The sequence below is a fragment of the Pseudomonas sp. SDO52101_S400 genome (assembly GCF_054071635.1).
Window position 1 is genome coordinate 124556 of sequence record NZ_JBSVWF010000009.1, and the last position, 24665, is coordinate 149220.

A 24665-nucleotide genomic window follows, 5' to 3' on the forward strand; every position below is an offset into this window, starting at 1 on the left:
CACAAGGCTGCAAGGTTACACAAAACCGGCGGGAGCGCGGCCGCTCCCGGAAAAAAGCGCTACGGTTTACGGGCGATGATGACCTGACTTTTTGCCATGACGCTGTCCAGCGCATGTTTGATCTGCGTGCCACGCGGCGAATTGAGCACGGCCTCCCAGGTCTTGGTCCATTGATTGAGCAACGGATGATCGGGGCTGCCCAGATCCACGTTGGCTTCCCAGAACAGCAGCATCCACAGTGACCGATAGAAGCCGTACTGGCTGTGGCTGACGATCTCCAGGCCAGCGTCGCTGACCATGGCCTTGAACTGCTCCTCGCTGATGATGCGAATGTGGTTGGGCTTTTCGAAGTACTCCGGTATGGCGATGCCTTTTTGCACATCCTCGGAACTCGGGTGCGGCACGCTCAGCAGATACAGGGCACCCGGCTGGCCAATCCGCACCAGTTCGGCGAGAAACTGCGCCGGATCGTCGACATGCTCAAGAACTTCGGTAGAAACGACGCGAGTCGCAGTGCCATCGGCGATTGGCAGCGGATTGCCGTCGGTGACGTGGTACTCGACGCTGCGCGCCGAGGTTTCACTGAGCCGCTGGCGGGCGGCCTCGATCTTGGCCGCGTCGATGTCGGCGACGATGATCCGCGCCCCGCGCATCCCGCAGAACTGCATGTTGCCGCCGTCGCCGCAACCGACGTCGACCAGAGTGTCCTCGGGCCCCACCGGGAAGCCTTTGTACAGCTCGCCAGTGTCATGGTTGAACCAGCCGCTGAGCATGGCATCGCGCAAGCCGAGCTGGAACGTGTCGACCTCCTCGACCGCCGGTGCAGCAGTCTGTGCAGGCGTCGACGCCGTGAGTTTCTTCAAAAGGCTCAGCATGGGGTGGCTCCAGAAAGAGGGTCGGCGGTGGGCGAAGCGGTGTGCAGCGGCTTGCGGTGCTCGAACAGCTGCGCGAAAAAGTCGCGCAAACGCTGCTCGGCCACAGCCTGACTGCAAAATCCTTGCAGGCTCGATACAGCCTGGGCCGACAGCTGTGCATAACGTTGCGGCTGGTTCTTCGCGACCTCGTAACTGCTGCGATAAGCGACGCAGACCGACGCCCAGTTGGTCACGTAGCGCAGCGTGCGAAACGCCTTGCGTGGATCGTGAGGCCAGGCGGTGAGCTCGTCGGTGGACTCGACCAGAAACGCATTGTCTTCGCTCAGGTAATCGATCATTGCCGTGGTGCGTGGTGCCACCGCCGGTTTGCCGCAGGACATGAACTCCATCAGCGGCAAGCACTGGCCTTCGCCGTAGGACGTGTTCACCACGTAACGGGTGGCCTGCACCAGGCGCTCGTAGTCCGCGTCCGCGAGGTAGCCGTAGATCAGCACGATGCGGCAGCGGTAGGAGCGGTTTTTGTACAGGTGATGAAGGATGTCGCTGAGGGCCTCTTCGGCATCGTGGTGAGTGAGCTTGAGCACCAGCGTTGCGTCTTCGACCTCACGGAACGTCACGCAGAATGCACTGAGCATGTCTTCCCAGTTCTTGCGCCCGTCGCCGGGGTTAAACACCGAGGTGTACACGACGCCATCGAGCAGCAATTCCTGCTCGCGGACCGGCGCCTCGAAGTCGATGCCCTTGCCTCGGCGCAGATGCTTCGGGCCAAAGGCGTCGAGATTGAGCTGACGACTGTCGGCCACCAAGCCCTTGATCTTCAGCCGCACCGGGCCCGTCGAGGGCTGGCCTTGCAGTTGAGCTCCGCGAGCCGAAAAGCGATCCCACACTGGCGCCGGCACCGCGACAATCGGGTAGTCGGCGCCCATCGCTTCGCGCACCGCGTTGACCGTGTAACTGGAGTGAGTGATCGCCGCCCCGCAAGCGCGGAGCACCGTGCGCCAGTCATTGCGTGGCTCGCCGTCAAAAGGCTCGTTGGGGATGGTGCTGAACTCCCAGGCGAACACCGGCAACGTCGGACAGGCCAGATGGATCGGTGTGCGATGCGGCGGCGAGAACGACAGGAAAACGCACGGCTCGCCACGAGCCAGGCATTCCAGGTACAGCGCGTCGACTTCGCGGGCCGGGTCCGTCACTTCCATCACCCGCCCGAGGCGCTCGAGCACCGGACGGTACTCCTTGAGCACGAAGTAATAGCTGTACTCGGAACGGCCGAGGTTCTGCGCGATGGTGTGCTGGTTGGTTTCGGAATGAATAATGATCAGCATGAGGCGTTGTCCGTCACGGGCGCGGCATCGACAACCGCTGGCACAAGGCCGAAGAAGTCCGCCAGGCGCTGCTGCACCGGGGCGAAGGCGCAGTAGTCGTGCATGCGCTCGACGGCGGCAACCGACATTCGGCGATAGTCCTGCGGTTGCGCCTTGGCCATCCGGTAACTGTTTTCATAGGCGCTCTTGAGCGAGCCCCAGTCCGGGCGATGGCGCAGGGTGCGGTAAATGATGCGGGTGTCCTGGGGCCAGATTGTGAGCTCTTCGCTGGACTGGACGACGAAGGCCACCGAGTCGTCGATGTAGTCTTCCATCGCCGTGTGATCCGGGGCGATGACCGGTTTGCCGCTGGACATGAACTCCATCAGCGGCAGGCACAGGCCTTCGCAGCGTGACGCGTTGACGTAAAAACTGGCGGCCTGGTAGAGCCGCGCATACTGCGGATCGTCCAGGTAACCGTGCATCACCAACACCCGGCAGGCGAACGGCGTCAGTTGCGCGAGCAAGGTCATCAGTTCGCTGTAGTAGGACGCCAGATCGTTCTGGGTGATCTTCAGCACCAGCGTCGCGTCGGACGTTTCGCGAAAGGCCCAGCAGAACGCTGTGATCAAGTGATGCCAGTTCTTGCGGCCATCCTTGGGGTTGAACACGGTCACGTAGATCACGCCATCGACCGTGGTTTCGACCACCCCCGAGGTGTCCGGCAGGTCCAGTGGCGGCGGTTCGTCCACCGCCACTTCATGAGGGCCGGCAATGTTTGGCAGGCGTCGTTCGAGCCAGGCATGGGTCTTGTCCGAGAACAGATCACGAAACCCTTCCCAGTAGCCGTGATGCAGATATTTCACGCGGGCCATGGGCTCGGGCTGATCGCTCGGGTTCAGTGCCCACAGTCGCAGGTAATGACGGGCAATCACCAGGCGTCGCTTGAATGTCAGGGGCGGCGGCCGCCGCGCCTCGATGTCCGCCAGTTGCTCGGCGGTGAGAGGCTTGGGCAGCAGATCATCGGCGGACAGTCCCAGCGTACGGGTATCGAAGATGCAGCCCTTGATCGCCAGGGTCGCCCCGGGATTGATCGGCGCGCTGACATGTTGCTCACGAATGGCCGCGAAGTTTTCCCACAGCGGCGTTGGCAACACCAGAACCGGAAAGTCTTCGCCCATGGCACGGCGAATCGCCCGGGCGGTGTGGCTCGACAACGTGATCACCCGTCCCTGTCGGGCAAGCATCTGCGTCCAGTCCTGACGTTGATCGCTGTCCCACGACTCATCGGGGATCGAATCGAACTCCCACGCAATCACGCAGATCGTCGGGCATTCAAGATCGGTAGGGGTATTTTGCGGCGGGGTGAACGACAGGAAAACACTGCTTTCGCCGGCAGCGAGCAGTTGTCGATACAGTGGATCGACTTCGCCGCGGGCAGACACCACATGCACACGCCCCAGGCTTTCGAGCACCGGGCGGTAAGCCTTGAGCACGAAGTAATAGCTGTATTCGGGACGCCCGAGACTCTGGCTGATGGAGCGGTCGTTGACGTCCGAGTAGAGAATGAAATTCATGGCATCCCACGGTGCGGCCGCCATCCCGGCAGCCTCACGCTATGACGGCCAGGCATCGGATCGGGTCGGCATGGCCGACATTCGTCCTGTGTCCGAAGCACGTCGTCGTTCTTGTTTTAGTGGTCAGTTTCACCGTATTGCGCAACCACTCTGGCAACGCTCGGGAAACCGCGACGAGGGGCATTCTAAACACATCCGTTCAGGATTCGTGAACCGCCCGGCGAGAAAAAACGGGCTACGCTGACGAGAACTGACCGGTCACGGTTTGGTCGGTTGAAATTGCCGAGCAATTGGCACAGATTGGCAACCAAACAACTACAACAACGACGTCACCCGTCTTTCTACCGGGAAATAAACACGGTCTGACAGACATCCCTTCAAGCCTGCGGGGAAAGGTGAGAGTTAAAGACCAAGGGGTCGCTGTTTGAAAAGAAGTCTGTTCATCACGGGCCTCAGTGGATTCGTGGGACAACATATCCAGTCGCGTTTGGGGCGCAATGACTCGGCATGGCAACTGCTGCCCGCCGCTTCGCCCTTCGACCTGACGGATCCGCAAAGCCTTGTCGATCTTTGGCCGCAAATGCCTGACGCCGTGATTCACCTGGCCGGTCAGACATTCGTCCCCGAAGCGTTCCGCGATCCGGCCCGTACCTTCGAGATCAATCTGCTCGGTACCCTGAACCTGTTGCAGGCGCTCAAGGCCAGAGGCTTCAAGGGCCCGTTCCTGTATGTCAGCTCCGGCGACGTGTACGGTCAGGTCGACGAGCCCGCACTGCCGATCACCGAACAACAACCGCCCTGCCCGCGCAATCCCTACGCGGTGAGCAAACTGTCCGCCGAATACCTCAGCCTGCAATGGGGCCTGAGCGAAGGCTGGCCAGTACTGGTGGCGCGCCCGTTCAACCACATCGGCACCGGGCAGAAAGACAGCTTTGTCATCGCCAGCGCCGCACGGCAGATCAATCGCATCAAGCAGGGGCTGCAAGCGCCGCAACTGGAAGTCGGCGACATCGATGTCACCCGGGATTTCCTCGATGTCGACGACGTCGTATCGGCCTATTTCGCGCTGCTGGAAAAGGGCACGCCGGGACAGGTCTACAACATTTGCTCGGGTCATGAGCAAAGCATCCGCAGCCTCATCGAGCAATTGAGCGACCTGGCCGAGGTCGAGTTGCAACTGGTTCAGGATCCGGCGCGCATGCGACGCGCCGATCAGCGTCGCGTCTGTGGCAGCCACCTGCGGCTCGCCCAGACCACAGGATGGACGCCGCAAATCTCTATACAACAATCCCTGCGGGCGATCCTGTCCGACTGGGAGACGCGAGTACGACAAGAATGACAAAAAGTGCATTGATCACAGGGATTACCGGTCAGGATGGCGCCTATCTGGCCAGACTGTTGCTCGACAAGGGCTACAAGGTTCACGGCCTGGTGGCGCGACGCAGCAGCGACTCGCGCTGGCGCCTGCGGGAAATGGGCGTCGAGGCTGACATCGTTTATCTGGACGGCGACATGGCCGACGCCTGCTCGGTGCAGCGTGCGGTCATCAAATCGGCACCGGACGAAGTCTATAACCTCGCCGCACAAAGCTTCGTCGCCGCGTCCTGGGATCAACCGGTGACCACCGGCATCGTCGATGGCCTGGGCGTGACTCACCTGCTTGAAGCGATCCGCCAGTTCAGCCCGCACACGCGTTTTTATCAGGCGTCCACCAGCGAAATGTTCGGTCTGATCCAGGCCGAGCAACAGGACGAGAACACCCCGTTCTATCCGCGCAGCCCTTACGGCGTGGCCAAACTCTATGGCCACTGGATCACCGTCAACTACCGCGAAAGTTTCAACCTGCACGCCAGCAGCGGCATCCTGTTCAACCATGAATCGCCACTGCGCGGCATCGAGTTCGTGACCCGCAAGGTCACCGACGCGGCCGCCCGGATCAAGCAGGGCAAACAGCAGGAACTGGCCCTGGGCAACATCGACGCCAAGCGCGACTGGGGTTTTGCCGGCGATTACGTCGAGGCCATGTGGCTGATGCTGCAACAGGACAAGCCCGACGACTTCGTGGTCGCCACCGGGGTGACCACCACCGTGCGCGAGATGTGCCGCATCGCCTTCGATCACGTGGGCCTCAACTACCGCGATCACGTGAAGATCGACCCGGCGTTCTTCCGCCCGGCCGAAGTCGAAGTGCTGCTCGGCAACCCGGCCAAGGCCCAGCGCGTGCTCGGCTGGAAACCCAAGACCGACCTCGACACCCTGATCCGCATGATGATGGATGCGGACATGAAACGCGTCGCCAAGGAGTAGGCCATGCTGATCCCCGTGATTCTGTCCGGCGGTGCCGGCACCCGTTTGTGGCCGGTGTCCCGCGAGGGCCACCCGAAGCCGTTCATGACCCTGCCCGACGGCCAGTCGCTGCTGGGCAAGACCTATCGGCGCGCCGCCGCCCTGCTGGACGGCTGGGGTGACATCGTCACGGTGACCAACCGCGAGTACTACTTCCAGAGCAAGGATCACTATCAGGCCGCGCGCCTTTCACGCCATCGCGGGCACTTCCTGCTTGAGCCCACAGGGCGCAACACGGCCCCGGCCATCGCGGCGGCGGCGCTGGCGTTGCAAGCCCTGCACGGCGACGCGGCAATCATGGTGGTGATGCCCGCCGACCACCTGATCGTCAACGAAGACGCGCTCAAGAGTGCGGTCGAGCACGCGGTCAATCTGGCGAAGGACGGTTACCTGGTGACCTTCGGCGTAGTGCCGACTGCCCCGGAAACCGGCTTCGGCTACATCGAGACCGGTGCGCCGCTGGACGCCAGAGGCGCGGCCAAAGTGCAGCGGTTCGTGGAGAAACCCGACCTGCAAACCGCCACCCACTACCTGGAAAGCGGCAACTTCCTGTGGAACTCGGGGATGTTCTGCTTTTCCATCGCCACGCTGATCGCCGAACTGCAACTGCACGCCCCCGAGTTGCTCGAGCAGACCCGCGCCTGCATGGCCGCCAGCGAACCGCTGGAAACCACCGGTTACCTGCAACAGGAACTCTCCCCGGCGCTGTTCGCCGAAATCACCGACATTTCCATCGACTACGCATTGATGGAGCGCTCGGAAAAAGTCGTGGTCGTGCCTGCCAGTTTCGACTGGAGCGACATCGGTTCCTGGGGCGCCGTCGCGGCGCTGGTGCCCGCCGATGCCGACAACAACCGCGCCAGCGGCGAAGCGATCTTCATCGACAGCCGCAACAACTTCGTCCAGAGCGAAGGCCGGTTGGTGGCCGCCGTGGGGGTGGAAGACCTGATCGTCATCGACACGGCCGACGCCGTATTGGTGGCCCACGCCGACCGTGCCCAGGATGTGCGGCGCGTGGCCAAGCAGCTCAAGGACAAATCCCACGAAGCCTATCGCCTGCATCGTACGGTCAGCCGTCCATGGGGCACCTATACCGTGCTGGAGGAAGGCCCGCGCTTCAAGATCAAACGCATCGTGGTCAAGCCCGGTGGCAAGTTGTCGTTGCAGATGCACCATCACCGCAACGAACACTGGGTGGTGGTCGAAGGCATGGCCAAGGTCACCAACAACGGCAGTGGCACGACATTGGTGGCCAAGAACGAATCGACGTTCATCGCCGCCGGCCACAAGCATCGCCTGGAAAACCCCGGGGTGATCGACCTGGTAATCATCGAAGTACAAAGTGGCGAATACCTGGGAGAGGACGACATCGTCCGCTTCGAAGACCAATACGGCAGGACGGTTTAAATGCTGCTTTCCCTGTACCGCTCGCTGCATGACTATCGGGGTTTCATTCTCGGCAGCGTGCAGCGAGAGTTTCAAGCGCGGTATCGCAATTCACTGCTGGGTGCCTTGTGGCCGGTGTTCAATCCACTGTCGATGATCATCGTTTACACCGTGATCTTTTCCCACATCATGCGCGCTCGCTTGCCGGGCGTGGATGACAGCATGGCCTACAGCATTTACCTCTGCGCCGGCCTGCTGGCATGGGGGCTGTTTTCTGAAATCACCCTGCGCAGCCAGAACATGTTTCTGGACAACGCCAATCTGCTGAAGAAGATCAGCTTCCCCAGAATCTGCCTGCCGGTGATTGTGCTCTGCAACGCGGCGATCAACTTTGCCATCATCATCGGCCTGTTCCTCGGGTTTCTGCTGATCACCGGGCGCTGGCCGGGCATGGCAATGCTGGCGTTGATTCCTCTGATTGCCCTGCAGATGATGTTCTGCGCCGGGCTGGGCATGGTCCTCGGCGTGTTGAACGTGTTCTTTCGCGATGTCGGCCAACTTTTCGCCATCTGCCTGCAGTTCTGGTTCTGGCTGACCCCGATCGTGTATCCGATGAGCATCCTGCCGGAGTGGGTCCAGCGCCTGTTGCAACTCAACCCGTTGACCAACCTGATCGGCAGCTATCAGAACCTGTTCGTGTATGGGCAGTGGCCCGTCTGGAGTTCCCTGTTGCCCGTGTTCATTGCCGCGCTGGTGATGTGCCTGATCGGCCTGCGCCTGTTTCGCAGGCGCGTCGGTGAAATGGTGGATGAACTCTGATGGGGCATATCCGCGTGACCGGCCTGGGCAAGGCTTACAAACAATATCCGACACGCTGGAGTCGTCTGGCGGAATGGCTGATCCCGTTTTCCCCCCTGCGCCACCGCCAGCATTGGGTGCTGCAGGATGTCGCTTTCGAGATCGCCCCCGGCGAGTCGGTGGGCATCGTCGGCGCCAACGGAGCGGGCAAGAGCACCTTGTTGAAGATGATCACCGGCACCACCCAACCCACCTGCGGCAAAATCGAGACCGAAGGTCGCGTAGCCGCATTGCTGGAGTTGGGCATGGGTTTTCACCCGGATTTTACCGGCCGCCAGAATGCGATCATGGCCGGGCAACTGCTGGGCATGCAGGTCGACGAAATCGAAGCGCTGATGCCCGACATCGAAGGTTTTGCAGAAATCGGCGCGGCCATCGATCACCCGGTCCGCACCTACTCCAGCGGCATGCAAATGCGCCTGGCCTTCAGCGTCGCCACCGCACGGCGACCGGATATCCTGATCGTCGACGAAGCCCTGTCGGTGGGTGACTCCTACTTCCAGCACAAGAGCTTCGACCGCATCCGCAACTTCCGCAAGGCTGGCACCACCCTGCTGATCGTGTCCCATGACCGCTTTGCGATCCAGTCGATCTGCGACTCGGCCATCCTGCTCAAGGATGGCCACATGGCCATGTACGACAAACCGGAAGTGGTACTCGATTATTACAACGCCCTGATGGCCGAACGCGAAGGTCAGATCGTACGTCAGGAAAAGCTCACCGGCGGCGAAGTACGGACCGTGTCCGGCACCGGTGAAGCCGTGATTCTGGGCGTGCGCCTGCTGGATGAGCAGGACCGCGCCATCGATGCTGCCGAGGTCGGTCAACCGGTGGTGCTGGAAGTGCAGGTCGAAGTACGCAGCGACATTGAACGACTGGTGCTCGGCTTTCTGATAAAGGATCGCCTGGGCATGATGATGTATGGCATCAATACCCATCGCCTCGACAAGGCGCTGACGGATCTGCACGCCGGAGAGCGCTTCACCTATCGCTTTGCCTTCGTGATGGGACTGGGCAAGGGCAATTACTCGATATCGCTGAGTCTTTCGCGCCTGGACTCCCATCTGGATCGAAACTTCGAGTGGCGCGACTATGGCTTGGTGTTTCATGTGATCAACGGCCGGCAGGAGGATTTTGTCGGCAGCTCGTGGCTCAACGCCAAGGCCTCGATAACCCGCAATACCGGTGCTGCGCTGACTGAGCGCGCACCATGACCCGGTTGCTGGTCGAATGCACCCACGTGTTCCGGCACCCGAAAGTCAATTCGGGCATTCAGCGGGTGGTGCGCAACGTCATCAAGCAATTGCCGCCGAGTGCTGAAAGCGTCGAGTGTGTGCCGGTGGTTCTGCTCAAGGGCAAGCTGTACCGCGTGACGCGTCTGGCGCCACTGGACTCCCCGCTACTCAACGCCGTCGTCACGTTCGGCGAGCGCCTGGAACGCCTGGCCCATCGCTTCTGGCAACTGCATCAGCGCCTCGACAACCGGTGCGAGAGCAAGCTGGCGCGACGTGCGCTGTACGTCGGCTATCGTCTGGCTTCGTTCGGTCTGTTCGGCATTGCGCTGCGGCTGGTCGAGCAGGTCAATCGCTATCAGTTGCCCCAGCGCTGCGAGCCTTTGCAACACCAGCCGGGCGATCAACTGGTGTTGCTGGATTCGTCCTGGCACTCGGACTTTTTCCTGCACGCCGAACGGCTCAAACAGCAAGGCATGGGCATCGTTGCGGTGATCTACGACTTGATTCCCCTGACCCACCCGCAGTTTTACGACACGCGGCTGGTGCAGGTTTTCAGCGAGTGGTTCGACTGGATCAGCCGCAACGCCGATGGCTATCTGGCGATTTCCGCCACGGTGCGTGATCAGGTGCGCGAAGAAGTGCAGCGCCGCCTCGGTTCGAGCCAGGCCGAAAAGCGCTGGTTCGACTATTTCCACCTCGGGTCCGAGCTGGATCTGCAGAGCGTCGATGCCGCTGTCGAGCCACGTCTGGAACGCTTGTTCGCAACGCCGGAGCCGGTGTTCCTGATGGTCAGTACCATCGAGCCACGCAAGAACCACGACTATCTGCTGGATGCTTTCGAGCGGGCCTGGGCAGAGGGTTCGCAGGCACGACTGTGCATCGCCGGACGCATCGGCTGGAAGTGCGACGCCCTGCTCGCCCGAGTGCGCAACCATGTCGAACTGAACCGGCGCCTCTTCATGTTCAACGACCTGAGCGACACCAGCCTTGAACATGCCTATGCCCACGCCAGTGCATTGGTGTTCCCCTCGTTCGTCGAAGGCTTCGGCCTGCCGCTGGTGGAAGCCATGCAGCGCGGATTGCCGGCGATGGGCAGCGACATTGCGGTGTTCCGCGAGATCGGTGGCGAGTTCATGGCCTACTTCGATCTGGAAGATCCGCAACGCCTCGCCGACCTGGTGACCGCGTTCGAGCGCAGCGGACAATTCCCCGCCGCCCGCGATGTAACCGACTGGCAATGGATCGGCTGGCGTGAAGCGAGCCAGCAACTGGCCGAACGCACCGCACGCCATGTGCTGCAAGCGCCTGCGGCGCAAGCGAGGTTCCATGCGCATAGCCCTTAACGCACGGATTCTCCAGGCACCGCGCACCGGGATCGGTCACTACGTCGCCGAACTGGTGAATGCCTTGCGCGTGGAAACCGATATCGACGTGGCACTGTTTCACGGCTGGGGCTGGAGTTCACAGTTGCCGGAAGCGGCGATGCCCGGTTACTCGCGCCTGACCCCGATGCTGCGCAAGATCCCCGGCGCCTATCAGGCCCGCCGCTGGCTGGAGCAGAAACGCTTCGATCAGGGCCGCACACCCGACATCGACCTGTACCACGAACCGAGCCTGTGGCCGCTGGCCTTCGACGGCCCGACCGTGATCACTCTGCACGACCTGACGCACCTGCATTTCCCGGATACTCAGCCGCAGGCTCGGCTCATGGAAATCGAGCGGCGACTGGCCGACGGCATCCGGCAGGCGCAAGTGATTCTGACCGACTCGCAAGCCATCGCTGACGAAGCCCAGCGCTATTTCGGCCTGCCCGCCGAGCGCTTCGTGGTGGCGCCACTGGGTGTCGCCGAGCGCTTTCATCCACGGGAGCCACAAGCCATCGACGCCGCGCTCAAAGCCCATGCCGTGGAGGCGCGGGAGTATTTCCTGTGTGTCGGCACCCTGGAGCCGCGCAAGAACCTGAGCCTGGCCCTGCGCGCGCACGCCCTATTACCCGAAACAACGCGCCAGCGTTTCCCGCTGCTGATCGTCGGCATGGCCGGCTGGCAGCGCGAACAGTTCAGCGATGAATTGCGTCAGGCCCTGGCCAGCGGTCACGTGTGCCTGCTCGGCTACTTGCCGGATGAGCAGGTCGCGCAATTGCTGGCCGGTGCTCGGGCGCTGGTTTTTCCTTCGTTGTACGAAGGTTTCGGCCTGCCGGTGCTGGAAGCGATGGCCAGTGGCACGCCCGTGGTGGTCACCCGCTCTTCGGCGATGCCGGAAGTCGCGGGCGCCGCCGGCAACTATATTGAAGCTGACGATGCAGAAGGCTTGCGCGATGCGCTGAGCCGCCTGATCGATGATCGAGTGCATTGGCAGGCATGCCGAGAAGCCGGATTGCAGCAGGCACGGCTTTTTTCCTGGAAGCGTTGCGCGCAGGCCACGGCCGGCGCCTACCGCCAGGCTTTGGGAGGTTGAATGCGAGTTCTTCATTTTTTCAAGACGTACCTGCCTGACTCGGTCGGCGGCATCGAGCAAGTAATCTTCCAGCTCTGCGAAAGCGGCGCCCAGCACGGTATCGAAGGCCAGGTGCTGACCCTCAGCGCCAATCCCGAGCCTGCGGTGCTGCAACTGGGCCAGCATGAAGTGCATCGTGCCAGGCTCGACATCCAGTTCGCCTCCACCGGGTTTTCCTGGAGCGTGTTCAAACAGTTTCGCGAACTGGCCGCCGAAGCCGACGTGATCAACTATCACTTCCCGTGGCCGTTCATGGACCTGGTGCATTTCGCCAGCGGCATGAACAAACCGAGTGTGGTGACCTACCACTCGGACATCATTCGCCAGAAGAACCTGCTCAAACTCTATCGCCCGCTGATGAATCGTTTCCTCGCCAGCGCCGACCGGATAGTCGCGGCCTCGCCGAACTACCTGCACACCAGCGATGTGTTGCAGCAGTTCCAGGACAAGACCCGGGTCATTCCCTACGGCTTGAACAAGGCCGGTTATCCACAGCCCGACGTCGAGCGCATGAACCGCTGGCGCCAGCAACTTGGGGATAAGTTTTTCCTGTTCGTCGGGGTGATGCGCTACTACAAGGGCCTGCACATCCTGCTCGACGCCTTGAAAGACGTGGACTACCCGGTGGTGATCGTCGGTGCCGGCCCGCTGGAGCAGGAACTGCACGCTCAGGCTGCTGCGCTGGGGCTGCGCAATATCCATTTCCTCGGGCGCCTGAGCGATGAAGACAAGGTCGCCCTGCTGCAGTTGAGCTACGCCATCGTCTTCCCGTCGCACCTGCGCTCGGAAGCGTTCGGCATTTCGCTGCTGGAAGGCGCGATGTACGGCAAGCCGATGATCTCCAGCGAGATCGGCACCGGCACCAGCTACATCAATATCCACAACGAAACCGGGCTGGTGGTGCCACCGAGTCATCCACAGGCGTTTCGCGAAGCGATGCGCACCCTGTGGGAAAACCCGACCCGCGCCGCCGAAATGGGCGTCAAGGCTGAAGCCCGTTACCGGCAGTTATTCACAGCCGACGAAATGGGCCGCAAGTGGACGGAGCTGTATCAGGAATTGCTGGAGGAAAAGGCGCTGTCCTACGCCTGATCCTCTACAGATCCAGCACCAACGGCTGGGCACTTTGCGCCGGCACCGCACAGCAGATCAGTACCTGCCCCTCCTCCGGTACTTCGGCCGGGGGCTGTGGATAATTCACTGCGCCGCTGATCAGCCGCGTCTTGCAGGTGCCGCATGATCCCCCGCGACAGCTGAACTCCGGGCGCAGGCCACGGCTTTCCGCCAGCTCCAGCAAACTGCCACCGTCAGGCTGCCATCGTGCTTCCTTGGCCGAACGCTCGAAGACCACCGGCACCGAGGTGGTGGCGGCCGGCAATTGTTCGATCACGATGGCGTCCGGATCGGCCTGCCGCTTGAGGGTCGAAGGGCCGAAGGTTTCGGCGTGGATCTGGTCGTCGCGCACGTCCAGCTCGCGCAGGGTGTCGTAAAGCCCCTGGGTAAAACCGCCGGGGCCGCAGAGCACAAAGTCGATCTGGTCGAAATCTTCGACGTCCAGCAGATTCCTCAGCAATGAACCGTCGATGCGCCCGTGCAGGTCGTAACCCTCGCCTTCTACCAGATCGGGCTCGGGCTGACTGAGCAGGCGCAATACCCGCACCGCATCGCCGGCGTCCTCCAGCAAGCGGTCCAGCTCGGCGCGAAACGGTTGATCGGCAAGGCTGCGAGAACTCTGGATCAGCCAGGTCGGACGAATCCTCCGGGTGCGCAGCCCCTGATACACCACCTCACGCAGCATCGACAGCAACGGCGTGATACCGACTCCGGCCGCCAGCAGCACCAAGGGCCGACGCTCCAGCGGCGCCACGGTGAAATGTCCTTGAGGCGAGCGCGCCTCCAGCACATCACCGACACGCACCTGATCGTGCAGATGCGTTGATATCCGCCCTTCACGCTTAACACTGATCCGAAAGAAATCATCCGACGGCGCACCCGACAGGCTGTAGGTGCGAATGAACACCTCACCATCGAGGGTGAAACGCAGCGGCAAATGTTGACCGGCCTGAAACACCGGCAGACCGGCACCGTCCACGGGTTCGAGATAAAACGAACGGATGTGACGGCTCTGCGCTTCGATCCGCGCTACCCGCAACGGCCGCCAGCTGTCACCGAGGGCCTGGGCCTGCAAACGTGCATCGGCCTGGGCCCAGGTGCCGGTCAGCAGACTGGTCGGCGACATGCCGTCGAAGCGCCAGCGCAGGGCCAACGCAGCCGGACGTCGTACCGCTTTTTCCACCTCGAACGTCCACAACCGTTCGGCCCCCTGGAAGGCTGCGATCTGCGGCCCTTCAAGAATGACCTCGGTGCGGCCGCTGAGCTGCAACAGGTCGCCTGTGGAAAAGTCGATGAACAGCAAGCCGGCCCGAGGGTTGAGCAGCAGATTGCCAAGGGTGTTGAAGTGCAGATTGCCGGCAAAGTCCGGGATGGTCAGGCGGTTGCCTTCCACCCGCACGAAACCCGCCTGGCCGCCACGGTGGGAAACATCCACCGAACGCTCGCCGTCGACATCGACATAACTGGCGACGAAAAAGGTGTCGGCCGTTTCGATCAGCGCGACCGCCGCGTCATCGAGCCCGTCGAAGTGGTCGGCCCGCCGGGTCTGCGGATCCGTCAGCGGCACCCGTTGGAACTGGCGCAACTGAATGTACTGCGGGCAGTTGCCGAACGACTGATCGACCGTCAAGTCGAAGCCACTCGCACCCAGATTGCCGATGTGACCATTGAGACGATTGCGCCGACGGGTGTGCAATTCGATACCAAGCAGGCCAATCGCCGCGCCGGCCTGCAACTGCGCCGGATCATCGGCTGCGGGCAAACTGTCGAAATGCAATTGTGTGGGCTCGGGAGAGTGCGCGAAACCCGGCTCGCCCTCCAGCACACTGGCCCACGGACGGCCATCGGCATCCACCGCGCCGTACAACATGAACGGCAATTGCTGATAGAACTGACGGTGCTGATCCGGCATCCAGGTGCGAATCACCTTGCGACCGAATTCCTCCATGCGCTCGGCAACACCGACCTGCGCTTGCAGTTCTCGCTCGCCGGCGTGCCAGGGTGAACGTTCCATGACGACCTCTCCCCCACGCCAGCGGCGCAGTCTGGATGATGAACCTCAGGCGCTGGTTTGCAGACCGGCGACGGTACGTGGCATGCCGACGAAACCGGGCAACGCTTCAACCCGTTCCAGCCAGGCGCGAACATTGGCGTAGTCGTCCAGCGACACATTGCCTTCCGGCGCATGGGCGATATAGCTGTAGGCCGAGACGTCGGCAATGGTGGGCTCGCTGCCGACCAGGAACGGAGTCTTGCCCAGTTCCAGATCCATCACTTTGAGCAGGTTGTGTGCACGGGTGATCGCTTCATCAGCGTTGAGTTTCGCCCCGAACACCGTCACCAGCCGCGCCGCTGCCGGGCCAAAGGCAATCGGCCCGGCCGCCGCCGACAACCAGCGCTGGACACGCGCCGCACCGACCGGATCGCTCGGCAACCAGCGACCGTTGCCGTATTTCTGCGCCAGATACACCAGGATCGCGTTGGAATCGGCCAGCACCACGCCGTTGTCATCAATGGCCGGTACTTGCCCGAAGCTGTTGATCGCCAGATATTCAGGTTGTTTGTGCTCGCCCTTGGCCAGATCGACGAAGATCAGTTCGGTCGGCAGTTGCAGCAGGGACAACATCAGCTCGACCCGATGGGCATGGCCGGAACGCGGGAAGTTGTAGAGTTTGATCGCTTGCATGGTCGACTCCGCAGGGCGTTTTGGCCGCCCGGAATGGGCGACAACCTTGGTAGCCATCTTCCACCTATCGCGAAAACAACAGAATCACCAGCAAACGCAATCCATTATTTCTCTGGATGAAATAACGCAGCATTCTTCAGGGCCGGATGCTCACGCAATGCGTTCACGGTGTAATCGACAAAACTGCGCACCCGGGCCGGCGCCTTTCTTCCGCCCTGATACACCACATGGATCGGCAGCGGCGGTAACTCGTACTCGGCAAGGACGATTTCCAGCTCACCGGAAGCGATCTTGCTCGCGACCTGGTAAGACAGCACCCGGGTCAATCCAAGCCCCAGGCAAGCGGCCGCAATCGCAGCCTGATTGGCGGTGACCACCAGCCGAGGCTCAGGCCTGACGCTCAAGGGTTCACCGTCTTCCAGGAACGGCCAACTGCGCAGTTGGCCGATCGCTGAAGTCGCCACCACCGGCACGCCCGCCAGTGCCTGCGGATGGGTCGGCCGGCCGTGAACAGCAAAATACCCCGGCGAGCCGCAGATCACCCGGCGCACCTCACCGACCCGAATCGCATGCTGGTTGCTGTCCGGCAAATCGCCGATGCGGATCGCCACATCCACGCCTTCCTCGACCATGCTCACCACCCGATCCAGCAGCAAGGCGTTGATGGAAACGTCCGGGTACTGCGTCAGATAACCCGCCATCACTGGTGTGACAAACAGCTCGCCGAACAACACCGGCGCGGTCACCGTCAATTGCCCACGAGGCTGGGCGTGGCTGCCGGCGGCGGAGTCTTCCGCTTCCTGCACCTCGGCAAGAATCCTCCGACAGTCTTCCAGGTAACGCAGGCCCGCCTCGCTCAGGTGCACGCTGCGGGTGGTGCGGATCAGCAATTGCGTGCCGATCCGCTGCTCCAGCGCCGCCACCGCCCGGGTGACGCTGGCCGCCGACAGACCCAAGCGCCGCGCCGCCGCGGAAAAGCCCTGTTCCTGAGCAACAGCCGCGAATACCTGCATTTCCTGAAAGCGATCCATGGTGTCCCCGAAGTGGATGAAAAACCGCCTCGCATTATAGGCAGCACCCGCTCATCAACGGGCGAGGCGAACGACCGCCGATCCAGAATTGATATTTTTATTTTCAGTTATCTTGATGAATGATTTATTTCGTGTCATTTATAGCCTCGCCGATCACAGGAATGATCCAGCGCGCCACCCCGGATGGCGGGCACCTGTTTTCCTAACGCCCTCCCAGGAGTCGACAAAATGAACAAGACAGAACTTCTAGGTGCTCTGGCGCTGTGCGCATTCAGCTTCTTGGCCCATGCCGATGAAGACAGCCTGCGTATCGGTATCGAAGCCGCCTACCCTCCCTTTTCCTACAAAACGCCGGAAGGCAATGTCAGCGGCTTCGACTACGACATCGGCAACGCCTTGTGCGAAGAAATGAAGGTCAAGTGCGAGTGGGTGATTCAGGAGTTCGACGGCATGATTCCGTCGCTCAAGGTGCGCAAGATCGACGCCGTGCTGTCGTCGATGTCGATCACCGAAGACCGGATGAAGTCGGTCGACTTCAGCAAAAAGTACTACCACACGCCGGGCAAGTTCGCGATGAAGGCCGGCAACGTGATCAACGATCCGCTGGTGGACCTCAAGGGCAAGAAACTCGGCGTGCAACGCTCTTCGACCTATGACCGGTTCGCCACCGAGCAACTGGAGAAGGCCGGGGTCGTCGTGGTGCGTTACGGCTCACAGAACGAAGCCTTTCTCGACCTCGCCTCGGGTCGCCTGGACGCCACCCTCGCCGACATCGTCAACACCGACGAAAGCTTCATCAAGACACCGGCCGGACAAGGTTTTGCACTGACCGGGCCGGACATCAACGACCCGAAATACTTCGGTCGCGGCGCCGGGATCGCGGTGCGCAAGGGTGACGTCGCCAATGCTGCGCGCCTGAACGCGGCCATCGACGCCATCCGCGCCAACGGCAAATACCAGCAAGTGATGGGCAAGTATTTCGCCTTCGATATCTACGGCGAATAAACCGTCGCCTCCGCTCGGCGCCGGCCCGTTGCGGGCGCCCTTCGGCCTTGTCTTGCGCGCCTTCGGGCGCTCGCTTGAGGAACTTCATCATGCTCCATGGCTACGGATCGAGCATTCTCGATGGTGCCTGGCTGACCATCAACCTGGCCCTGACCTCCATGTCCCTGGCCATCGCCCTGGGCCTGATCGGCGCGGCGTTTCGCCTGTCACCACTGAAATGGCTGGCCATGCTCGGGGAAGGCTACACCAACCTGATTCGCGGCATTCCCGATCTGGTGCTGATCCTGCTGATCTTCTATGGCGGCCAGGATCTGGTGAACCGCATCGCGCTGGCGTGCGGTTACACCCGTTACATCGACATTAACCCGTTCATCGCGGGCGTCTGCACCATGGGCTTCATTTTTGGCGCCTACCTCTCGGAAACCTTTCGCGGTGCCTTCATGGCCATCCCCAAAGGTCAGGCGGAAGCCGGTGCGGCCTACGGCATGCGCGGCGCGCAAGTGTTCTGGCGGATTCTGGTGCCACAGATGATTCGCTTCGCCATTCCGGGGTTCACCAACAACTGGTTGGTACTGACCAAATCCACCGCGCTGATTTCGGTCATCGGCCTGCAGGACATGATGTTCAAGGCCAAGAACGCCGCCGACGCCACCCACGAGCCGTTCACGTTTTTCATCGCGGTGGCGGCGCTGTACCTGATGCTCACCAGCCTGTCGCTGCTGGTGCTGCGCGCCCTGGAAAAACACTATTCGGTCGGCATCAAAGCCGCCGAGTTGTGAGGAGAACCTGCCGATGATGCTCGACTACAACCTGATCTGGGAAAACCTGCCGCTGTATCTCGACGGCGCCTTGTTGACCCTCAAGGTCCTGCTGATTTCCCTGAGCCTGGGGCTGGTCCTGGCGGTTCCGCTGGCGCTGATGCGGGTATCGCGCTCGCCGCTGCTCAGCTTCCCCGCGTGGCTCTACACCTACGTGATTCGCGGCACGCCGATGCTGGTGCAACTGTTCCTGATCTATTACGGCCTGGCGCAGTTCGAATCGGTGCGCCAAAGCGTGCTCTGGCCTTACCTCTCCAGCGCCACGTTCTGTGCCTGCCTGGCGTTCGCCATCAATACCAGTGCCTACAGCGCGGAATTGCTGGCGGGCAGCCTGAAGTCCACATCCCACGGCGAAATCGAAGCCGCCCGGGCGATGGGCATGTCCCGCCTGACCCTGTACCGGCGCATTCTGCTGCCCTCAGCGCTGCGCCGGGCACTGCCGCAGTACAGCAACGAAGTGTTGATGATGCTGCAAACCACCAGCCTGGCTTCCATCGTCACGCTGGTGGATATCACCGGCGCGGCGCGAACGGTGAGCTCACGGTTCTATATGCCGTTCGAAGCCTTCATCACCGCCGGCCTCGTCTACCTCGCCCTGACTTTCATTCTGGTGCGCCTGTTCAAGCTGGCCGAACGCCGCTGGCTGGCCTACCTGGCACCGCGCAAGCACTAAGGAGCTGACATGGAAAAGATTCAATACCTGTTGCCGTGGAGCGCTTCGGGCACCGAACGGACACTGTCGGTGTTCCAGTTTGGAGCCGGCCCGCGCAAGGCGTACATCCAGGCCTCCCTGCATGCCGACGAGCTGCCGGGCATGCGCGTGGCCGTCGAGCTCAAGCGCTGCCTGCTGGAACTGGAAGCACAGGGTCGCCTGAACGGGGTGATCGAACTGGTGCCGATGGCCAACCCGATCGGCATCGCCCAGATGTTCCAGGCCACCCATCAAGGTCGCTTCGAGTTCGCCAGCGGCAAAAACTTCAATCGCGACTTCCCGGAGCTGGCCGAAGCGGTGGCGCCGTTGCTCAAAGGCCGCTTGGGCGATGACGCCGACGCCAACGTCGCGCTGATCCGCCGCGCCTTGATCGACACCCTCACCGACATGCCGCCACCGACCTCGGAACTCGATGGCCTGCGTCGCCTCTTGCTGCAACATGCCTGTGACGCCGATGTGGTGCTGGACCTGCACTGCGATTTCGAGTCGGTGATGTTGCTCTACACCATGCCGCAACACTGGGGACGCCTGCATTCACTGGCTGCACGCCTCGGTGCCGAGGTCACGTTGCTGGCCGAAGATGCCGGCGGCAGCGCTTTCGACGAGGCTTGCGCGGTGCCGTGGCTGCGCCTGACCGAGCTGTTCCCGGAAGCCAACATTCCCTTGGCCTGCGCGGCGACCACCATCGAATTGCGCGGCATGGCCGACACCGAACGCGAGCAATGCACTCACAGTGCGCAGGCGATTCTCGGCTACCTCGCCGAACAGGGATTGATCAGCGGTGAATGGCCGCCAGCGCCGTCGAGTCGTTGCGAAGCGATGCCGTTCGCCGGCGCGCAATACGCCTGTGCGCCGCACCCGGGCGTGGTCAGTTTCCTGCAACCGCTGGGCGCGCGGGTCAAGGTCGGCGATCCGCTGTTCGAAGTCCATGACCCGCTCAACGACCGCCACAGCATCGTCCGCGCCTGCACCGACGGCGTGCTCTATGCCCGCGAACGCCTGCGCTTTGCCCAGCCCGGTCTGTGGCTGGCCAAGGTTGCCGGTTTCACCCCTATTCGCCAAGGCCGCTTGCTCAGCGACTGATGCCAGAGAGTTCACACCATGTACAAACTTGAAATTCAGGACCTGCACAAAAGCTACGGCGCCCACCAGGTGCTCAAGGGCGTGTCCCTGCAGGCCCAGGCCGGTGACGTGATCAGCATCATTGGCTCCAGCGGGTCGGGCAAAAGCACCTTCCTGCGTTGCATCAACCTGCTGGAACAACCCAACGCCGGCAGCATCGTCCTCAATGGCGAGCCACTGAAACTGGTGGCCAACAAGCTCGGCGGGCTCAAGGCCGCCGAACCTCGACAGTTACAACGCATGCGTTCACGGCTGTCGATGGTGTTTCAGCATTTCAATCTGTGGTCGCACATGAGCGCTCTGGAAAATGTCATGGAGGCTCCGGTGCATGTACTGGGCGTGGGCAAGAAAGAGGCCCGGGAAAAGGCCGAGCACTACTTGAACAAAGTCGGCGTGGCGCATCGCAAGGATGCCTGGCCCGCCCACATGTCGGGTGGCGAACAACAGCGCGTGGCGATTGCCCGTGCGCTGGCGATGGAACCGGAGGTGATGCTGTTCGACGAGCCCACTTCGGCGCTCGATCCCGAACTGGTGGGCGAAGTGCTCAAGGTCATGCAGGACCTCGCCCAGGAAGGCCGCACCATGGTGGTCGTGACCCACGAAATGGGCTTCGCCCGCGAGATTTCCAATCAACTGGTGTTCCTGCACAAGGGGCGGGTCGAGGAGCGCGGAGATCCGCGTGAAGTACTGGTCAATCCGCAGTCCGAACGCCTGCAGCAGTTTCTCGCCGGGAGCCTGAAGTAAGCCCGTCCGCCTCGCTCGGCGTTGTCCTGCAACGGTTGGCTTCGGATACACTCCAGCCAACCTTGTCAGGCGCAGCCCTTCTCTCACTTTCAGGAACTGTTGATCCGGATATGCCCAGCCCATCGAAAGACACTACGGTCTACGCCGCACCGGTCATGCGCAAACTGGCGGAAATCGTTGCCGATTTGCCGCCGTCGCTGCGCAAGGTGGCTGACTTCATCCTGCGTCATCCGCTGAAAGCCGCGACGCTGACGATCGAAGAAATGGCCCACGAAACATCGACCTCGCCCGCCGCCGTCAACCGACTGGCCAAGGCGATGGACCTCGGTGGCTACATGGGCATGAGGGCTGAACTGGTAGCGACGTTGCAGCAGATGGTGTCGCCGGTCGACAAGCTGCGTAATGAACTGGCTCATCGTCCGGGCGGGGCGTTCGGCCTGCATGAACAGATCGAGAGCGCCAGCAGCAACCTGGCCACTACGGCGACCAACAACCACGCCGAAGCCTTCGAAGCGTTCGTCACCCGGCTGACCACCGCGCGCAAGATCTACATCCTCGGGTTCGGCAACAGCGTCTACTTCGCCGGCCTCGCCGCCTCGACCCTGATGCCTTTCTGCGCCGACGCCACCGCCATCAGCATGGAGGGCGGCAACGAAAACGCCGCGTACCGACTGGCCGCGATCACTGATCAGGATGTGTTGCTGGCGATCTCCCTGCCGCGTTATTCCCTGGATACGCTGCAACTGGCCCGATTCGCCAACGAACGCGGCGCGTCGGTACTGGCCATCACCGACTCACCGGCCTCACCGCTCACCGGTATTGCCGAGCATGTGTTGTTTGCGCCTTGCGATCATCCGGTGCTGACCAGCTCCAATGTGGCCATGCTGGCGTTGATCGAAGGACTGGTGGCGGGCGTGATGGCGCGCAACAAGGAAGCGGTCAAACTGGCGACCGAGCTGACCGAAAGCGTGATGTCTTACCTGCACATCCCCAACGGCAGCAAAACGCCGAAGAAGTGATGCGTGAAGGGGACGCCGGCCAATCCCGGACGCCCCTTCGATCAGATCAAGACTGAGAAACCGGCTGATCGCTGGTCACCCGCGCAGCCTGCCCGGCCGCCGGTTTGACCCAAGTCAGATACGCCAGCACCAGCAACCCGATCCAGACCACGCCGACGATCAACGCCGCCTGGGTGTCCGGGAAGTAACCCAGCACGCCGAACACGAACAGCATGAAGGCAATCGCAGCCATCGGTGCGTACGGCCAGAACGGTACCGGGAATTTCAGTTGCGCCACCTGCTCGGCCGTCATGGAACGACGCATGGCCACCTGAGTGAACAGAATCATCAGCCAGACCCACACCGTGGCGAAGGTCGCGATGGAAGCGATCAGCAGGAACACGTTTTCCGGGATCAGGTAGTTCAGCAACACGCCCAGCAGCAGCGCGCAGCTCATCACAATCACCGTCAGCCACGGCACGCCATTGCGCGACAGGCGAGCAAAGCCTTTCGGCGCATGCCCTTGCTGCGCCAGGCCATACATCATGCGGCCCGCACCGAAGATGTCGCTGTTGATGGCCGACACCGCCGCCGAGATCACCACGATGTTCAGAATGGTGGCCGCCGAGCTGATGCCCAGGTGGTCAAAAATCTGCACGAACGGGCTGCCCTGGCTGCCAATCTGCTGCCACGGGAAGATCGACATCAGCACCAGCATCGTCAGCACGTAGAACAGCAGAATGCGCAGCGGAACGGCGTTGATCGCCTTGGGCAACACTCGGTGCGGGTCCTTGGCTTCACCGGCGGTCACACCGATGATTTCGATACCGCCAAAGGCAAACATCACCACCGCAAACGAGGCGATCAGGCCGCCCACGCCATTGGGCATGAAGCCACCCTGGGTCCACAGATTGCTGATATCGGTCGCCTGACCAGGGGCCGTGCTGATGCCGAACAACATGATGCCGAAGCCGCCGAGAATCATCGCGACGATGGCCGCGACCTTGAGCAACGACAGCCAGAACTCCATTTCACCGAAGACTTTGACGTTGCACAGGTTCAGCCCGCCGACCACCGAAACGATGCCCAGCACCCAGATCCAGCGCGAGACTTCCGGAAACCAGAACCCCATGTAGATGCCGAACGCCGTCACATCGGCCATGCCGACGATGACCATTTCGAACGCGTAGGTCCAACCGAGGATGAAGCCCGCCATCGGGCCGAGATAGGTGCTCGCGTAATGCCCGAACGAGCCGGCGACCGGGTTGTGCACCGCCATCTCGCCCAGGGCGCGCATGACCATGAACACCGCCGCGCCACCGATCAGGTAAGCGAGCAGAACCGCAGGGCCGGCCATCTGGATGGCCGAGGCAGAACCGTAGAACAGCCCGGTACCGATCGCCGATCCCAGGGCCATGAAGCGAATGTGTCGGGCCGAAAGCCCGCGTTTCAAACCTTTTGCTGGCTGCTGCATTTTTCGTCCTTATTTATTTTTATTCGACGCAAAAATCGAAACGCCAACAGGCCGGCCTCCACGCAGTGTGGAAGACAGCCTGTTGGCGATGGGGCACTTACAGACTCGGCAGCAGGTTCGCTGGAACCAACTCATTCAGAGTCCGCGAAGCCAGCAGCTCGGTCGCCGCATTGATATCCGGCGCAAAGAAGCGGTCCTTCTCATAGAACGGTACTTCGCGACGCAGAATCGAACGGGCCTTTTCCAGTTTGCTCGAGGTCTTCAGGCCGTTGCGCAGGTCCAGACCTTGGGCTGCCGCCAGCCATTCCACGGCGAGAATGCCGCGGGTGTTCTCGGCCATTTCCCACAGACGCTTGCCGGCAGCCGGGGCCATCGACACATGGTCTTCCTGGTTGGCGGAAGTCGGCAGACTGTCCACCGAATGCGGATGGGCCAGCGCCTTGTTCTCGCTGGCCAGTGCGGCCGCAGTCACCTGAGCGATCATGAAGCCGGAGTTCACGCCACCGTTGGCCACCAGGAATGGCGGCAGTTGCGACATGTGTTTGTCCATCATCAGCGAGATACGACGTTCGCTCAGGGAGCCGATTTCAGCGATGGCCAGCGCCATGTTGTCAGCAGCCATGGCCACCGGTTCAGCGTGGAAGTTGCCACCAGAAATCACATCGCCTTCAGCCGCAAACACCAACGGGTTGTCGGACACGGCGTTGGCTTCGATCACCAGCACTTCGGCGGCCTGACGGAACTGAGTCAGGCAGGCGCCCATGACTTGCGGCTGGCAGCGCAGCGAGTACGGATCCTGAACCTTTTCACAGTTCTGGTGCGAGTCGGAGACTTCACTGCGCTCACCGAGCAGATCGCGGTAAGCGGCGGCGGTGTCGATCTGGC

At 61.9% G+C, this 24665-nt stretch carries 22 protein-coding genes; 14 read left to right on the forward strand and 8 right to left on the reverse strand.

The window, feature by feature from the left end:
• Positions 1–59: 59 nt before the first annotated feature.
• From ACW9HX_RS07015 to ACW9HX_RS07025, 3 genes are read right to left on the reverse strand one after another with little or no spacing between them, the layout of a single operon-like run.
• Positions 60–875 carry a class I SAM-dependent methyltransferase gene (locus ACW9HX_RS07015; RefSeq protein ID WP_457380007.1) on the reverse strand — a complete coding sequence of 272 codons (816 nt, stop codon included), beginning with the start codon at positions 873–875 and terminating at the stop codon, positions 60–62.
• The gene (locus ACW9HX_RS07020) at positions 869–2200 is read right to left on the reverse strand and encodes a glycosyltransferase (protein ID WP_457380008.1); all 1332 of its coding nucleotides are present in this window, start codon (positions 2198–2200) and stop codon (positions 869–871) included. Before ACW9HX_RS07020 ends, ACW9HX_RS07015 begins: the two co-directional genes overlap by 7 nt.
• On the reverse strand, positions 2194–3756 hold the full coding sequence (locus ACW9HX_RS07025) for a glycosyltransferase (protein ID WP_457380009.1): 1563 nt from the start codon (positions 3754–3756) through the stop codon (positions 2194–2196). The genes ACW9HX_RS07020 and ACW9HX_RS07025 overlap by 7 nt, the downstream gene beginning before the upstream one ends.
• A 424-nt stretch (positions 3757–4180) precedes the next feature.
• Between ACW9HX_RS07025 and ACW9HX_RS07030 the strand changes: the two genes are divergently transcribed.
• Genes ACW9HX_RS07030 through ACW9HX_RS07065 form a run of 8 tightly spaced genes read left to right on the forward strand, consistent with a single transcriptional unit; the run spans position 4181 to position 13169 of the window.
• A complete protein-coding gene (locus tag ACW9HX_RS07030; protein WP_457380010.1) occupies positions 4181–5095 on the forward strand; it encodes a GDP-mannose 4,6-dehydratase in 915 nt (304 codons plus the stop codon).
• Positions 5092–6063, forward strand: a complete 972-nt coding sequence (gmd, locus tag ACW9HX_RS07035) for a GDP-mannose 4,6-dehydratase (protein WP_457380011.1) — start codon at positions 5092–5094, stop codon at positions 6061–6063. Before ACW9HX_RS07030 ends, gmd begins: the two co-directional genes overlap by 4 nt.
• A 3-nt stretch (positions 6064–6066) precedes the next feature.
• Positions 6067–7509, forward strand: coding sequence for a mannose-1-phosphate guanylyltransferase/mannose-6-phosphate isomerase (locus tag ACW9HX_RS07040; protein ID WP_457380012.1), 1443 nt, complete (start codon positions 6067–6069; stop codon positions 7507–7509).
• Positions 7510–8307: an ABC transporter permease gene (locus ACW9HX_RS07045; RefSeq protein WP_457380013.1), complete on the forward strand. Its 798-nt coding sequence runs from the start codon at positions 7510–7512 to the stop codon at positions 8305–8307.
• Positions 8307–9560: an ABC transporter ATP-binding protein gene (locus tag ACW9HX_RS07050; RefSeq protein WP_457380014.1), complete on the forward strand. Its 1254-nt coding sequence runs from the start codon at positions 8307–8309 to the stop codon at positions 9558–9560. Before ACW9HX_RS07045 ends, ACW9HX_RS07050 begins: the two co-directional genes overlap by 1 nt.
• Complete coding sequence (locus tag ACW9HX_RS07055) at positions 9557–10924, forward strand: glycosyltransferase family 4 protein (RefSeq protein ID WP_457380015.1); 1368 nt, start codon at positions 9557–9559, stop codon at positions 10922–10924. The genes ACW9HX_RS07050 and ACW9HX_RS07055 overlap by 4 nt, the downstream gene beginning before the upstream one ends.
• A complete protein-coding gene (locus ACW9HX_RS07060) occupies positions 10908–12038 on the forward strand; it encodes a glycosyltransferase family 4 protein (RefSeq protein ID WP_457380016.1) in 1131 nt (376 codons plus the stop codon). The genes ACW9HX_RS07055 and ACW9HX_RS07060 overlap by 17 nt, the downstream gene beginning before the upstream one ends.
• Complete coding sequence (locus ACW9HX_RS07065; protein WP_457380017.1) at positions 12039–13169, forward strand: glycosyltransferase family 4 protein; 1131 nt, start codon at positions 12039–12041, stop codon at positions 13167–13169. It begins immediately after the preceding gene.
• Between the two features lie 4 nt (positions 13170–13173).
• Here ACW9HX_RS07065 and ACW9HX_RS07070 read toward each other — a convergent pair whose 3' ends face one another.
• From ACW9HX_RS07070 to ACW9HX_RS07080, 3 genes are all read right to left on the reverse strand, one after another.
• The gene (locus ACW9HX_RS07070) at positions 13174–15204 is read right to left on the reverse strand and encodes a 2Fe-2S iron-sulfur cluster-binding protein (protein WP_457380018.1); all 2031 of its coding nucleotides are present in this window, start codon (positions 15202–15204) and stop codon (positions 13174–13176) included.
• A gap of 45 nt (positions 15205–15249) precedes the next feature.
• On the reverse strand, positions 15250–15876 hold the full coding sequence (locus tag ACW9HX_RS07075) for a glutathione S-transferase family protein (protein ID WP_457380019.1): 627 nt from the start codon (positions 15874–15876) through the stop codon (positions 15250–15252).
• A 104-nt stretch (positions 15877–15980) separates the two neighbouring features.
• The gene (locus tag ACW9HX_RS07080; RefSeq protein WP_457380020.1) at positions 15981–16907 is read right to left on the reverse strand and encodes a LysR family transcriptional regulator; all 927 of its coding nucleotides are present in this window, start codon (positions 16905–16907) and stop codon (positions 15981–15983) included.
• Between the two features lie 228 nt (positions 16908–17135).
• On the opposite strand from ACW9HX_RS07080, the gene ACW9HX_RS07085 reads away from it, so the two are divergent.
• The 6 genes from ACW9HX_RS07085 to ACW9HX_RS07110 all read left to right on the forward strand — a co-directional run bounded on the left by ACW9HX_RS07085 (position 17136) and on the right by ACW9HX_RS07110 (position 22327).
• Positions 17136–17912: an ABC transporter substrate-binding protein gene (locus tag ACW9HX_RS07085; protein WP_457380021.1), complete on the forward strand. Its 777-nt coding sequence runs from the start codon at positions 17136–17138 to the stop codon at positions 17910–17912.
• Positions 17913–18001: 89 nt separating this feature from the next.
• Positions 18002–18691, forward strand: a complete 690-nt coding sequence (locus ACW9HX_RS07090; protein WP_457380022.1) for an ABC transporter permease — start codon at positions 18002–18004, stop codon at positions 18689–18691.
• A gap of 13 nt (positions 18692–18704) precedes the next feature.
• The gene (locus ACW9HX_RS07095) at positions 18705–19403 is read left to right on the forward strand and encodes an ABC transporter permease (protein WP_457380023.1); all 699 of its coding nucleotides are present in this window, start codon (positions 18705–18707) and stop codon (positions 19401–19403) included.
• A gap of 9 nt (positions 19404–19412) precedes the next feature.
• Complete coding sequence (locus ACW9HX_RS07100; RefSeq protein ID WP_457380024.1) at positions 19413–20525, forward strand: succinylglutamate desuccinylase/aspartoacylase family protein; 1113 nt, start codon at positions 19413–19415, stop codon at positions 20523–20525.
• Positions 20526–20543: 18 nt separating this feature from the next.
• A complete protein-coding gene (locus ACW9HX_RS07105) occupies positions 20544–21308 on the forward strand; it encodes an ABC transporter ATP-binding protein (protein WP_457380025.1) in 765 nt (254 codons plus the stop codon).
• 110 nt (positions 21309–21418) lie between these two features.
• The gene (locus ACW9HX_RS07110) at positions 21419–22327 is read left to right on the forward strand and encodes a MurR/RpiR family transcriptional regulator (RefSeq protein WP_457380026.1); all 909 of its coding nucleotides are present in this window, start codon (positions 21419–21421) and stop codon (positions 22325–22327) included.
• A 46-nt stretch (positions 22328–22373) separates the two neighbouring features.
• Here ACW9HX_RS07110 and ACW9HX_RS07115 read toward each other — a convergent pair whose 3' ends face one another.
• Together ACW9HX_RS07115 and ACW9HX_RS07120 are read right to left on the reverse strand one after the other, a co-directional pair.
• A complete protein-coding gene (locus ACW9HX_RS07115) occupies positions 22374–23780 on the reverse strand; it encodes an amino acid permease (protein ID WP_457380027.1) in 1407 nt (468 codons plus the stop codon).
• 97 nt (positions 23781–23877) lie between these two features.
• A partial coding sequence (locus tag ACW9HX_RS07120; protein ID WP_457380028.1) for an aromatic amino acid lyase occupies positions 23878–24665 on the reverse strand: 788 nt, incomplete at its 5' end.

Excerpts from the sequence above, each read along its gene's own strand:
- ACW9HX_RS07015 (WP_457380007.1), bottom strand. The coding sequence starts at position 875 with ATGCTGAGCCTTTTGAAGAAACTCACGGCGTCGACGCCTGCACAGACT.
- ACW9HX_RS07020 (WP_457380008.1), bottom strand. The coding sequence starts at position 2,200 with ATGCTGATCATTATTCATTCCGAAACCAACCAGCACACCATCGCGCAG.
- ACW9HX_RS07025 (WP_457380009.1), bottom strand. The coding sequence starts at position 3,756 with ATGAATTTCATTCTCTACTCGGACGTCAACGACCGCTCCATCAGCCAG.
- gmd (WP_457380011.1), top strand. The coding sequence starts at position 5,092 with ATGACAAAAAGTGCATTGATCACAGGGATTACCGGTCAGGATGGCGCC.
- ACW9HX_RS07040 (WP_457380012.1), top strand. The coding sequence starts at position 6,067 with ATGCTGATCCCCGTGATTCTGTCCGGCGGTGCCGGCACCCGTTTGTGG.
- ACW9HX_RS07045 (WP_457380013.1), top strand. The coding sequence starts at position 7,510 with ATGCTGCTTTCCCTGTACCGCTCGCTGCATGACTATCGGGGTTTCATT.
- ACW9HX_RS07050 (WP_457380014.1), top strand. The coding sequence starts at position 8,307 with ATGGGGCATATCCGCGTGACCGGCCTGGGCAAGGCTTACAAACAATAT.
- ACW9HX_RS07055 (WP_457380015.1), top strand. The coding sequence starts at position 9,557 with ATGACCCGGTTGCTGGTCGAATGCACCCACGTGTTCCGGCACCCGAAA.
- ACW9HX_RS07060 (WP_457380016.1), top strand. The coding sequence starts at position 10,908 with ATGCGCATAGCCCTTAACGCACGGATTCTCCAGGCACCGCGCACCGGG.
- ACW9HX_RS07065 (WP_457380017.1), top strand. The coding sequence starts at position 12,039 with ATGCGAGTTCTTCATTTTTTCAAGACGTACCTGCCTGACTCGGTCGGC.
- ACW9HX_RS07070 (WP_457380018.1), bottom strand. The coding sequence starts at position 15,204 with ATGGAACGTTCACCCTGGCACGCCGGCGAGCGAGAACTGCAAGCGCAG.
- ACW9HX_RS07075 (WP_457380019.1), bottom strand. The coding sequence starts at position 15,876 with ATGCAAGCGATCAAACTCTACAACTTCCCGCGTTCCGGCCATGCCCAT.
- ACW9HX_RS07080 (WP_457380020.1), bottom strand. The coding sequence starts at position 16,907 with ATGGATCGCTTTCAGGAAATGCAGGTATTCGCGGCTGTTGCTCAGGAA.
- ACW9HX_RS07085 (WP_457380021.1), top strand. The coding sequence starts at position 17,136 with ATGAACAAGACAGAACTTCTAGGTGCTCTGGCGCTGTGCGCATTCAGC.
- ACW9HX_RS07090 (WP_457380022.1), top strand. The coding sequence starts at position 18,002 with ATGCTCCATGGCTACGGATCGAGCATTCTCGATGGTGCCTGGCTGACC.
- ACW9HX_RS07095 (WP_457380023.1), top strand. The coding sequence starts at position 18,705 with ATGATGCTCGACTACAACCTGATCTGGGAAAACCTGCCGCTGTATCTC.
- ACW9HX_RS07100 (WP_457380024.1), top strand. The coding sequence starts at position 19,413 with ATGGAAAAGATTCAATACCTGTTGCCGTGGAGCGCTTCGGGCACCGAA.
- ACW9HX_RS07105 (WP_457380025.1), top strand. The coding sequence starts at position 20,544 with ATGTACAAACTTGAAATTCAGGACCTGCACAAAAGCTACGGCGCCCAC.
- ACW9HX_RS07110 (WP_457380026.1), top strand. The coding sequence starts at position 21,419 with ATGCCCAGCCCATCGAAAGACACTACGGTCTACGCCGCACCGGTCATG.
- ACW9HX_RS07115 (WP_457380027.1), bottom strand. The coding sequence starts at position 23,780 with ATGCAGCAGCCAGCAAAAGGTTTGAAACGCGGGCTTTCGGCCCGACAC.